This window comes from Anaerostipes sp. CAG:276 (assembly GCF_000432215.1).
Taxonomy (GTDB): Bacteria; Bacillota; Clostridia; order Lachnospirales; family Lachnospiraceae; genus Anaerostipes; species Anaerostipes caccae.
The window spans coordinates 4894-17169 of record NZ_FR889206.1; the positions used below are offsets into that span (position 1 = coordinate 4894).

At 43.5% G+C, this 12276-nt stretch carries 11 protein-coding genes and 1 pseudogene; 10 read left to right on the forward strand and 2 right to left on the reverse strand.

The window, feature by feature from the left end:
• The 7 genes and pseudogenes from QVP35_RS14895 to QVP35_RS16750 all read left to right on the forward strand — a co-directional run.
• Positions 1-557: EAL domain-containing protein (locus QVP35_RS14895; protein WP_288187955.1), on the forward strand; the 557-nt coding region annotated here is incomplete at its 5' end.
• Positions 472-2871, forward strand: coding sequence for a response regulator (locus QVP35_RS14900; RefSeq protein ID WP_022261351.1), 2400 nt, complete (start codon positions 472-474; stop codon positions 2869-2871). The genes QVP35_RS14895 and QVP35_RS14900, both read left to right, overlap by 86 nt.
• Positions 2872-2961: 90 nt before the next feature.
• Complete coding sequence (locus QVP35_RS14905) at positions 2962-3759, forward strand: Cof-type HAD-IIB family hydrolase (RefSeq protein ID WP_022261352.1); 798 nt, start codon at positions 2962-2964, stop codon at positions 3757-3759.
• A gap of 5 nt (positions 3760-3764) precedes the next feature.
• Positions 3765-4505 carry a YczE/YyaS/YitT family protein gene (locus tag QVP35_RS14910; RefSeq protein WP_009289757.1) on the forward strand — a complete coding sequence of 247 codons (741 nt, stop codon included), beginning with the start codon at positions 3765-3767 and terminating at the stop codon, positions 4503-4505.
• 92 nt (positions 4506-4597) lie between these two features.
• The gene (locus tag QVP35_RS14915; protein WP_022261353.1) at positions 4598-5503 is read left to right on the forward strand and encodes a C1 family peptidase; all 906 of its coding nucleotides are present in this window, start codon (positions 4598-4600) and stop codon (positions 5501-5503) included.
• A 60-nt stretch (positions 5504-5563) separates the two neighbouring features.
• A pseudogene (locus QVP35_RS14920) lies at positions 5564-6306 on the forward strand (lectin like domain-containing protein).
• A 17-nt stretch (positions 6307-6323) separates the two neighbouring features.
• Positions 6324-6530, forward strand: coding sequence for a fibronectin type III domain-containing protein (locus QVP35_RS16750; RefSeq protein ID WP_009289755.1), 207 nt, complete (start codon positions 6324-6326; stop codon positions 6528-6530).
• Positions 6531-6652: 122 nt separating this feature from the next.
• On the opposite strand, the gene trpB is transcribed toward QVP35_RS16750, so the two are convergent.
• Positions 6653-7867 (reverse strand): tryptophan synthase subunit beta, encoded by a 1215-nt coding sequence (gene trpB, locus QVP35_RS14925; protein ID WP_006567121.1) that lies wholly within the window; start codon positions 7865-7867, stop codon positions 6653-6655.
• A gap of 9 nt (positions 7868-7876) precedes the next feature.
• Positions 7877-9796 (reverse strand): PfkB family carbohydrate kinase, encoded by a 1920-nt coding sequence (locus tag QVP35_RS14930; RefSeq protein ID WP_022261355.1) that lies wholly within the window; start codon positions 9794-9796, stop codon positions 7877-7879.
• A gap of 281 nt (positions 9797-10077) precedes the next feature.
• Between QVP35_RS14930 and QVP35_RS14935 the strand changes: the two genes are divergently transcribed.
• The 3 genes from QVP35_RS14935 to QVP35_RS14945 all read left to right on the forward strand — a co-directional run.
• The gene (locus tag QVP35_RS14935; protein WP_009289753.1) at positions 10078-10704 is read left to right on the forward strand and encodes an ECF transporter S component; all 627 of its coding nucleotides are present in this window, start codon (positions 10078-10080) and stop codon (positions 10702-10704) included.
• Between the two features lie 29 nt (positions 10705-10733).
• Positions 10734-11525: an energy-coupling factor transporter transmembrane component T gene (locus QVP35_RS14940; RefSeq protein ID WP_009289752.1), complete on the forward strand. Its 792-nt coding sequence runs from the start codon at positions 10734-10736 to the stop codon at positions 11523-11525.
• 16 nt (positions 11526-11541) lie between these two features.
• Positions 11542-12276 (forward strand): energy-coupling factor ABC transporter ATP-binding protein (locus QVP35_RS14945; RefSeq protein WP_288187957.1); only part of this gene is annotated, 735 nt, incomplete at its 3' end.

Below are 12276 nucleotides of genomic sequence, written 5' to 3' on the forward strand. Positions count from 1 at the left end.
AACTTGCACTAAATTTTTCTGGAATTACATTATTTGACGACCATTTTTTTGAAAACTTCTGTAAGATTTTCGGGAAATACGATTTAAAACCGGACCAGCTTGAACTGGAGATCACAGAGACTCAGGAGACATTGAACAAAAAACAGATGGCCTACCTTCTTAAGCAGCTGAAGAATTATGGTTTTTGTATTGCTTTAGATGACTTTGGAGTAGAATACTCTTCCTATGAATTTTTGATGATGGCAAGTTTTGATATATTGAAGATCGACAAAGGAATTATACAAAAATATCAAAAGTCAGACAAAGGAGATATTTTGGTAAAACATATTATTCAAATGAGTCATGCGATCGGAATTCAGTGCTGCGCAGAAGGGGTGGAGACAGAGGAACACTTTGCTATAATCAGGATATATAATATGAACAAGGTGGGGTTTGAGCAAGAAAGAGACCGGCTTATTGAAGGAGAGGGTTATGACAGATCGGAAAATAGAGCTGCCGTCAGAAGGAGGCAGTGTGGAGCAGAACAGGCGTCAGGAAAAGAAAGCAGAATACTTTAAATGGATGCTGGATGAGTATGTGGGGAATATTTATATCTCAGATATTGATTCCTATGAGCTTCTGTATCTCAATAAGACTTCCTGTGATACCTTATGCCTTCCGAAAGAACAGCTGATAGGAAGAAAATGTTATGAAGTGATTCAGGGAAGGACATCTCCCTGTCCTTTCTGCAATAATGACTGTCTCACGGAGGATGAATTCTATGAATGGGAATTCTACAATCCGGTTTTGAAACGTTCGTTTCTGATCAAAAACCGTACTATTGACTGGGAAGGGCATAAGGCACGGATTGAACTGTCTAATGATAATCTGAGTCCGGAATATAAACTGGAGAAAAGAGACAGGGAAAGAGAAGCCATTATACGGACAATACCCGGCGGATTTGCCCGGGTGGATGCCGAGGATTTAAGAACGGTTATCTGGTATGGCGGAGGGTTTCTGCAGATGATCGGCTATACTGAGGAACAGTTTGAAAATGAACTTCAGTCTAAATGCGACTATGTGCATCCGGATGACATAGAACGCACGGTGGAGATCATGGAAAAATCCAGAGAGACCGGTGAAGATACAGCGGCAGAGGGGCGTATTGTAACCCGGGACGGAAAGATTAAAATCCTCACAATGACCTTCAGTTATGTCAGCGCGAAAGACAGCTGGGACGGGAAAGATTCTTTCTACAGCATTGGGATTGATATTACAAAGGAGAGAGAAGAGCAGGAACGGCAAAAAACGGCACTGCAGGACGCATATCAGGCAGCGAGAGTAGCAAATGCAGCCAAGACAAACTTTCTTTCTTCTATGTCTCATGATATACGGACACCGATGAATGCCATTATGGGCATGGCGGCCATCGCACAGGCAAATCTGGAATGTCCGGACAAGATACAGGACTGCCTGAATAAGATCAACACTTCAAGCAGGCATCTGCTCAGTCTCATCAATGAAGTTTTGGATATGTCTAAAATTGAGAGCGGAAAGATAAATATTTCGTTAGAGCAGATCAGTCTGCCCGACATGATTGGGGCAGTTATGGATATGTGCCTGCCGTTAATTAATGGAAAGCATCAGCAGTTTCAGATGAGTATCGGACATATAAACCATGAACATGTGATTGCGGACGGTGACCGTCTCCGCCAGGTCCTGATGAACCTGATTTCGAATGCTGTAAAATATACGCCGGAAGGCGGAACGATTACGCTGCGTATCAATGAGCAGTATTCACCGAATCCAAAGAAAAGTCAGTATGAATTTATTTGTATTGACACAGGAATTGGAATATCAGAAGAATTTCTGCCGCACATTTTTGAGCCTTTTTCAAGGGCAGAGGATTCCAGAATCAGTAAAATTCAGGGCACAGGCCTGGGAATGGCAATTACAGAGAATATCGTCCGTATGATGAATGGGACGATCGGTGTGGAGAGCAAGATTGGTACAGGAAGTAAGTTTACGGTATCTGTCCCGCTTGAAATCTGCGGCGAAGAAGAGGTATGCACAGAAGAACTATCCGGCCGGCCGGTACTGGTAGTGGATGATGACCGGATGACATGCGAGAGCGCTGCTGCACTTTTAGTTGAATTAGGCATGCGGGGAGAATGGGTGCTGTCCGGGAAAGAGGCGGTCAGCAGAGTTGTAGAGGCACATAACGCGGCGGAGGACTTCTTTGCAGTGATACTGGACTGGAAAATGCCGGAGATGGACGGGCTGGAGGCCACAAAAGCGATACGGGAAAATTTAGGCGGGCATGTGCCGATTATTGTGATATCTGCTTATGATTATTCCGAAATTGAAGAACAGTTTTTAGAGGCGGGCGCCGACGCATTTATAACGAAACCTCTGTTTAAGTCGAAGATTCTTCAGGTACTTCAATTGTTTGTCTCTGTGGACAAAGAAGACGATACAGGAGACAATGAGGAGGAAAAACAGACAGGAATAGAAGGGAAGAGGGTGCTTCTGGTTGAGGACAATGATATTAACAGAGAAATTGTCATAGAACTCCTGGAAATGAATCATGTGCATGTAGACTCAGCCGGAAACGGACAGCTCGGTAAAGAAGCTTTTGAGGCATCTGCACCGGGTGATTACAGTGCTATTCTAATGGATATTCAAATGCCGGTTATGAACGGGTATGATGCAACAGCTGCCATACGAAGCATGGAGAGAGACGATGCCCGCAAAATCCCGATCATAGCGTTGACGGCAAATGCGTTCACTGCTGATGCGGCAATGGGCTATAGTGCAGGGATGAATGATTACCTTGCAAAACCTGTAGATATTGAGCGCTTATTAGACGTGCTGCAAAAGTGGATTGATTAGGATTCGGGTCAGAACTTCGTATTGAATTTATTTTTAAACATAGTACAATAAAAGAGTAATACATCATGTTTTGTTTAGAAAAGAGGATTTATGAAAAAGTACAAAGGGATCGTTTTCTTTGATTATGACGGAACGACCGTGGACGATACAGATAATATTAGAAAAGCAACCCAAAAGACAATAGAATCTCTTGGAAGACTAAAGGAAAACGGGTATCTGACGATGCTGTGTTCGGGGCGCAGCAAACGTTTTCTGGAAGCGGATATCGATAAATTTGAGGGAGCTATCACCTGCAACGGGTCCTATACGGAAGTCGGCGGACAGGTTGTCAGTGATATTCACATTTCTGAAGAGGCGATGCAGAAGGTCATTTTCGGATATTTTTCAGAAGATACGGCTCTGCATATGGAGACACAGGATGTTACATATTATATGCACTATGATCAGCCGTTTTACCATGATTTCCGGAACTTTCTTGGATTTCCGGAACGCTGGTTCGCACCGTGGGAGACAAGAAAGGGAGAGAATATTACGAAAATCGTGATAAATTACAACAGGGAAGAGCTGATGGATGAAATACAGACGGAATTTGAAGGGGAGCTGCAGTGTGTGAAACCTTTTGAAGATATGAATATTTTAGATATTATGTCAAGAGGGATCACCAAGGGAAATGCTATTATAAATCTCATGGACCGGTATGGAATCAGCAAAAAAGACTGTTATGCCTTTGGCGATTCCGATAACGACATCGAGATGCTTGAGGCTGTAGGAACCGGCATTGTGATGGGGCGGCACAGCAGGGCAGCAGGAAAAGCGGCTGACATGCTGACGGGCACCGTAAGAGAAGAAGGCATCACAATGGCGCTGGAATCAATAGGACTGATATAAGCCTTATGAAGAAATCATATTTGTTCAGGGGAATTTTTTATGCGGCGGGACTTTTTATATTGGCTCTGGGGATTACTTTAAATACAAAAACAGGCCTGGGTGTATCGCCGATCATATCAGTTTCATACAGTATTTCAGCTATATGGAACCTCAATTTCGGAAATATGACGCTGGTTCTCTATGGAATCTTCGTGGCTGCTGAAATGCTTCTTCATACCATCAGAAATAAACGGAGCATGAAGAGGGAAAGCACCATACTTGTACACGCAAATAAGGTCGATTTAAAGCTGGTGCTTCTTATGGACTTGCTGCAGTTTCCGCTGAGTCTGGTTTTTACACGATTTTTAAATGTTTTTTCAGCATGGATACCTGATCTTTCCTCGCTTAGTCCGGACAGCTTTGCCGGAAGTTCTTTAGGGAGGTTTACATTCCTGGCCATTGCGGTGGTTTTGACCGGGATCGGTGCGGCCATGTCTTTAAACATGCGGGTAATTCCAAATCCTGGAGATGGAATTGTACAGGCAATTGCGGACTGTGTCGGGAAGGAAACCGGACTTGTGAAGAACTGCTTTGACATATTAAACATCTCCGTTACGGCCATGACAGGCATGATTTTTGCGGGGAAAATCGTCGGGATTGGCATTGGAACGGTGGCCGCAGTGATCGGAGTCGGACGAACGATTTCAATATTCAACCATTTTGTCAGGGAGAAAATGGACACGCTGGCGGGGATGCAGGCAAGATAACAAAAGTTTAAGGGGTAAATTATAAGTTGTATCCCTGCAGGGAGCAGGGGAGGCAGTAGAAAAAGCTGTTTATTTTTTTAGTGTCACTTTGTATGTTTCTTGGTCAAGTGACGTTGTCGGAAGCAAAGGAAAAAGAACCTTCTGAGGAGAGGGGAAATCATTATCACACGATTGATTATAAAGTATCGGAATCAAAGACAAAAAATGCTCAATTCCGTTCACGAGACGTCCTTCCAGAGTCCTATAATGCTAGGGCAGAAAACTATGTAACCGATGTGAAAGACCAGAATCCATTTGGATCTTGCTGGACGTTTTCTGCCATGTCGACAGCTGAAACGAGTGTTTTAAAAAATGATTTAACATCAGATAAAAAAGGGGTTGATCTGTCAGAACTGCAGTTGGCATATTTCTTTTATCATCGGGAGAATGATCCTTTGGAGAATACAGAGGGAGATCAAGATAGAGTAGTAGGACAGTATGAAGGAAAGTCAGATGATTATCTTGAAAACGGCGGAAATAACTGGATGACGGCAATGTCGCTGTCCCAATGGCCGGGACCCGTCGACGAAAACAAAGCCACCTATGTCAATGATCTTGTAAATTATCCAAAATCTTTAAATGCAGAACTTAATTATTTGCATACGGAATATGCAATAAAAGATGCAGTTTTTCTTCCGGAAAGAGATATAAAAGGGATAAAACAAGCGATTATCAAAAATGGATCTGTCAGTGCTTCTTATGAAGCGACGAGTGACAGTTATAATAAACAATACTTTTATACCGGAAGCGATAAAAGCAATCATTCGATTACGATTGTCGGATATGATGATCGTATATCAAGGGAGTTGTTTGGAGAAAAGAAGCCGGAAAGTGATGGTGCGTGGATTTTAAAAAATAGCTGGGGCACTGGATCTGGTAATGGGGGATATTTTTATCTTTCCTATGAACAGCCTTTGAACTCTGCTGTGGCTTATGACTATATGGCAGCAGACACATAAGATCATAATTATTTTTATGATGGGTCCGCTTGTGTAAGTGAAGTTGGAATAACAGGAGGAATGCTGACTGCAGCCAATGTTTTTGAGGCAAAGAGCGGAAGTGCAAAAAGATCTGAATATTTAGAAGCAGTTTCTGTGGGAATCGCTGATGCAGACACTAATTACAGTGTCCAGATTTATAGGGGCTTGAAAGATGTTTCTAATCCATACAGTGGAACCAAAGCTTTGTCACAGCCGGTTACTGGTTTTAAGGCCTATAAGGGATTTATACAATTGAATTGTCAGATAGAATAAAATTAAATCAAGGAAAATATTTTTCTGTTGTTGTAACATTGGAAAAGAAATCCGAGAACTCTGGCAGTATCTTTATAGCCAAAGACAAGAGGAACAGTTGGATAGCTAATGAGGAAAAAACTGCGCCGCAGCAAAGCTTTTTACTGTTGAATGGCAAATGGCTTGATACGCATGATTCTGTATCTACATCTATTGATCTGTTTTGTAACCGGATTAAAGCGTTTACTACTCAGATTGATACCCTTACGAATGAAAATATTGGCGATATACCTTCCTTGACTTATAATGGAAAAGCACAAAATCCGGATATCACAGTGACAAATGCCGGAATTGTTTTAAAGAAAGGAACGGATTATACCTTATCCTACAACAATGATACCAACGCGGGTACGGCAGCTGTAACAATTACGGGAAAGGCAATTATACCGGAACCGTTACAAAATCATTTTATATTGTTCCGAAGAAGACAAAGATCACCTGTGCTAGATCCAAAAAGTCAAAGAAGCTGACTTTAAAATATAAGAAAATGACAGGAGCAAGCGGATATCAGATCGCATACCGGAAAAAAGGAACAAAATCTTATAAGTATAAAAGAACTTCCAAGCGTTCTTATACATTGTCTAAGCTTTCCGGGAAAAAATCTTATCAGGTTAAAGTGCGCGCTTATAAAACGGTCGGGAAAACAAAATATTACGGGAGTTACAGTCCGCAGAAGACAGTTCGTATCCGCTGAGAAATGCAGGCAGAAGAACTCGCAAAACCAGAGACGGGAAACCGCCCTGTGACCAAAGATGGTCACAGGGCGGTTTCCTGATTTATGATTGCAGCAAACAGATTGTAGCTGAGCGGAAAAACTTATAAATACTTTTCTCCGTACCCATAGTTTTCTACGACATAGTCAATATCCTTGTCTCCCCGGCCGCTCAGACAAACGAGGATAGAACCTTTCTTCATTTCCTGTGCTTTCTTCGTTGCATAGGCAACCGCATGGGAACTCTCAATGGCCGGAATGATCCCCTCATAGCGGGAAAGTTCAAAAAATGCTTTCATGGCGGCTTCATCGTCTGCCGTCTCATAGGAAACCCGTCCTAAATCATTTAGGAATGCGTGCTCCGGGCCGACAGAGGGATAGTCAAGTCCGCTGGCGATAGAGTAGACCGGAGCGGGCTCTCCATCTCTGTCTTTCAGCATGATGCTTTCAAATCCGTGCATGACTCCTTTTTCTCCATAAGTCATAGATGCGGCGTGATCACCTAAGGCTGAGCCCCGGCCCAGCGGTTCCACGCCCACGATGTCTACCGGCTCATCGACAAAGGGAATGAACATGCCGATGGAATTGCTGCCTCCTCCGACGCAGGCGCAGACTACATCGGGCAGCAGCCCTGTCATCTCTATAAACTGCTCTTTCGCCTCATATCCTACAACAGACTGAAAGTCACGGACCATCAGCGGGAATGGGTGAGGACCCAGGGCAGATCCGATACAGTAAATAGAATCCTTATAGTTTTTTGCGTAAGAATCAAATGCAGAATCAACGGCTTCTTTTAAAGTTTTTAATCCGTGTGTAACGGGAACGACGTTTGCACCGAGAATTTTCATGCGGGTCACATTTGGAGCCTGTTTTGCAATATCCACTTCTCCCATATGTATTTCACATTCCAGTCCGAAAAATGCCGCCGCCGTTGCGAGAGCCACGCCGTGCTGACCGGCTCCGGTCTCGGCGATCAGACGTTTCTTTCCCATGAATTTTGCCAGAAGGCCTTCTCCCATGCAGTGATTCAGCTTGTGGGCGCCGGTATGATTTAAATCTTCCCGTTTCAGATAGATTTGGCAGTTTCCGTACATATTCGAGAGCCGTTCACAGTGATAGACCGGTGTGGGTCTTCCCTGAAATTCTCTGCGGATTCTCCGGAGTTCATTGATAAACTGGGATGAGTGGCAGATCGTCTGGTAAGCCTCTGAAATTTCTTCAAAGGCGGGTTTTAACTCATCCGAAAGATAAGCGCCGCCGTAAGGGCCGAAACGTCCTTCCTGATCAGGGTAGTTTCTTAAATAAGTTCTGTAATCCATAATTTCCTCCTATCGGTATGATGATTTACGTTCTTTGATCAAAGATTTTTCTTTCTGAATAATATAAGTTTCCAGGCTGCGTTTATCAATAAGGGACGGAACAACACCTTCCCGGGAGATACAAAAACCTGCGGCATAGGTGGCAATCCGGACGGCTTCTTCCAGTGAATATCCATACAGGAGATAAGCGGCCAGAGCGCTGATAAAGGCATCGCTGGCACCGGTATTATCAACAGACGGAAATGGAACTGCCGGAAAATGTTTTTCCAGATCCGCAGTCCGGACATAACAGCCGTTTTCACCAAGGGTGACAATGATGGTTTCTATACCATATTCCAATAAGGCACCAGTCTTTTCCTGAAGGGTTGACTGGGCCGGGCATATTTCGTTCAGTTCCTCCTCATTTGGGACTAAAATATCGACTCCAGAAAGTACTTCTGACGGAATAAATCCGCAGACAGAGGGCTTCAGGATTGTTTTGGCTCCGCATTCATGTGCAATACGGCATGCTTCTGCCACGGTATCCAGCGGGATTTCTGACTGGATCAAACAGTAACCGGTATTTTTAAAGAAACGTTTTCGTTTCCGGATATCCTCCGGGGTCAGAATGTTGTTTGCGCCGGAGAGGATAGAGATCATGGAGTGTCCGCTGGACTCTACAAAAATAAATGCTTGTCCTGTCTTTTCCTGATTACACCGCTTCACTCCAAAAGATTCTACACCATATTCTTTAAGAGCGTTGTATACAGAGGCAGAATCAATATCAGAACCGACATTGCCGATCAGTGTCACGCGGTGTCCCAGCTTTGCCGCTCCGATGGATTGATTGATGCCTTTTCCGCCGGGATAAACAAAGGAAGTGGAGCTGCTGACAGTTTTTCCGCTGTGAGGCAGCTGCGGTACATTCAGGTAGGTATCAATGTTGATACTGCCGACCACTGTGATCTTGGGAACGTTTAAGTTAAATGGGAAACTGACTGTGATCTCGTTATCCAGATGAAAATCCTGGACAAAAGAATGTGGCTTGTCCGTGCGTTTTTCAATCTCTGTGATGATTTTATTGCATAAATAAGAACCAAAATCAGCATTCAGCATGGTATAAGTGGAAATCTCGGATATATTGGGAAAAGCCAGGTTCTCCATCGTGTCATTTTTTAAGGAAATAAGGGAGATGTCTTCGGGGATCCTATAGCTTAATGTATTCATAAGCTGATAAAATTCCAGTGATTTCCGGTAATGAGAAGAGATGATCCCGCTGATACTGTGAGTATTTACTTTATGTATCAGAGATTCATCCAGATCATAAAAAATCAAATCTTTATCCAGTTTCATATGATTGTCGAACAAACATTTTTTATATCCGTTTAAAAAGGCAGAAGTACGGCGTCCTTCTTTTAAGATACAGGCAATACTGCGGTGCTTTCTGCTGATCAATTCCTGAGTGATCCGGTAAGCAGCTTCTTCATAAGGAATCATATGCGAATTATCACCGCCGTTGGGCCCAATGGTCATGAGCGGGATGTTCATGTCCTGAAAGTGAGAGGTACGGGAGAGGCTTTCTTTGCTTACAGGCTCCCAGATAATCCCGTCAACGTTGTTTTTGCACAATGAAGTAATGTTTTTAAGCTCCTGTTCCATGTCGGAGTAACTGTTATATACAAGGGCGCTGTACCCATTTTGCTGGGCGGTCTGTATGATCCCGTCCAGCGTAGAATCCAGAGAAACAGAAGACCGGAGCAGGATGCCGAGGATCCATGTCTTTGCAGGGGAAGCGGTGGCAGCTGCATAGGGAGTGTAATTATACTCCCTTACGATCTTCAGCACCCGTTCCCTTGTTTCGCTGCTGATGCTTTCATCTTTTTGATTGACTATTTTTGAAACGGTTGAGGCAGAGACACCTGCCAGCTGTGCGATTTCCTTTATGTTCATAAAATTCCTCCAACTTTATACTACATTCCATAATAGACAAAGAAATAATATATGTCAATATAGCCAAATGTGCAAAATAGACAATGAACGGATCGAAAAAACAAAAAAAGTAACATTATATGATAAAAATGTTGACAAATGAATAGAGCAGTGATAAATTTTAAATAAAGAAAATGATTTCGGAAAATAGTTTCCTAGAATTATTATTGAGTTTTCTCTCGCTATTTCCGTCACGCTTTAAAATGCGTTCCAACTTATTTATGAAAAAGGAGGATGAAGTTATGAGAAAGAAAAAAATGACATTTGCAGAAGGGATCAGAGCTCAGTTTTCCACAAAGTCGCTGGTATTGATCCCAATCGCAGTCGGAATCAACCTGATTGGCGGGACCCTGTGTTCTGCATTAAAGCTGCCGCTGTTTCTGGATATGATCGGGACGATCGTTGTTGCGTGTTTATCAGGAATATGGGTATCTGCCCTCTGCGGACTGCTGACCAATGTATTCCTGGCACTGGTGGCAAATCCTGTTTATCTGCCCTATTCCATCGTCAGTGTTTTGTGTGCGGCAGTCACCGGATATATGGTGAAAAAAGGTTTTTTCAAGAATGTTTGGGGAGCTGTTCTGACATGGCTTGCATGTACGCTGACCAACACCATTTCCGCCTCAGTGATCACAATTTTCGTTTACGGAGGGTCAGCCGGCGTGACAGGAACTTCAGTACTGACCGTAACGCTGATCGCAGCTACGAAAAACATTATAACTTCGGTATTATCCACCTCCATGCTTGAAAATCTGATCGATAAAGGGATTACATTCTTCATTGCGTTTATCCTTATACAGAAGATCCCGAAGAGATTCCTGAGTCAGTATGCGGCGGATACAGACGATGAGGAAGACGATGAAGATTAAAATGCAAGTCCGCTTAAGGGAGGTTTAGCATGGCAAAGACATCAAATACATTTATTTCAAAACATACGGTGATCGAAGAGCTGAATCCCATGACAAAGATCTTTGCAGTCTTTTCTCTGGGGCTTGGGTCGCTGATCTTTCCGGGATCATGGCTTGGTCTGGCCGTCATCATAGGATTATTTGTGACAGCCTGTCTTGCCGGGATACTGAAGGAATTTGCAAAGATCATGTTTGGGTTCGGAGTGCCGGTTACAGTTATGCTTTTGTTTATCCAGGGATGTTATCATCCAGGAAACGTGACAGTGATTGCGGATCTGGGGTTTGCGAAAGTTGGATTGGAGGGCGTTCTCTATGCATTGAAGATCATAAGCACACTTCTGGTCTTTCTGGGAGCATTTTATATTATGAACAAGACAACCTATCCCGGGAAACTGGTAGCAGCGCTTACAAAGAGCGGTCTGCCGCCGAAAGCCGGATATTTAGTATTGGCAAGTCTTAATGTGGTTCCCCAGATGCAGAGAAGAATGGCAGTGATCCAGGAGGCGCAGGAAGCAAGAGGGGTAGAAACCGGAGGAACTATATTTGCCAGGGTAAAAGCTTACATACCGCTGTTGGGACCAGTTGTCATGTCCTCTCTGACCGATGCTCAGGAAAGGGGTATGACGCTGGAGACCAGAGGGTTTGGAATGAAAGGCGTAAAGCAGACGAGTTACGTGGAAGTCAGAACAACGAAGAGAGATAAAGGTGTAAATATTTTCCTGGCCTTATTTTTTATTATCACAGTAGCAGTTACAGTTTTGATGAAGATGAACCTGATATAAAAGAAGAGGAGAACAAATGGGCAGGATAGTATTAGAGGTCAAAGATTTTTCTTTTAAGTACAGGCAGACAAAAAGGAAAGCGCTGAAAAAGATCAGCTTTCAGGTGGAAGAAGGAAGTTTTTTGTGCATCATAGGCTCCAACGGATCAGGGAAATCTACGCTCTGTAACGCGCTGGTCGGTTTGATTCCTCATTATTTTGCTGGGAAAATGTCTGGTCAGGTGATCGTGGACGGAGTGAGTACCGAGGAATGTACGATTGCAGAGCTTTCACCGAAGATCGGACTGGTATTCCAGAATCCATTTAACCAGCTTTCCTATACCGCCGGGACAGTGGCGGAGGAGCTGGCATACGGACTTGGCAACAGGGGAATACCGAGGGAACAGATGGCTGAGAAAGTTGATTATGTATCAAAACTCATGAGGATTGACCATATTCTCTCTAAAAATCCTCTGGAATTGTCCGGAGGGCAAGTACAGAGGGTGGCATTCGGTTCTGCATTTATCATGGAACCTGAAATTTTGGTTTTAGATGAATGTACCACCCAGCTGGACCCGTCAGGAAGTGAGGAGATCTTTGATATTGTAAAAGATCTGAATAAGAAAGGAATCACGGTCATTATGGTGGATCATGATATGGAGAGGGTTGCAAGATGTGCGGACAAGATTCTGGTTTTGGATCAGGGAGAAGCCGCCGCTATAGACGAACCTAAGAAAATTTTTGGAAATCCGGAGATTGTAAAAAGGGGGATC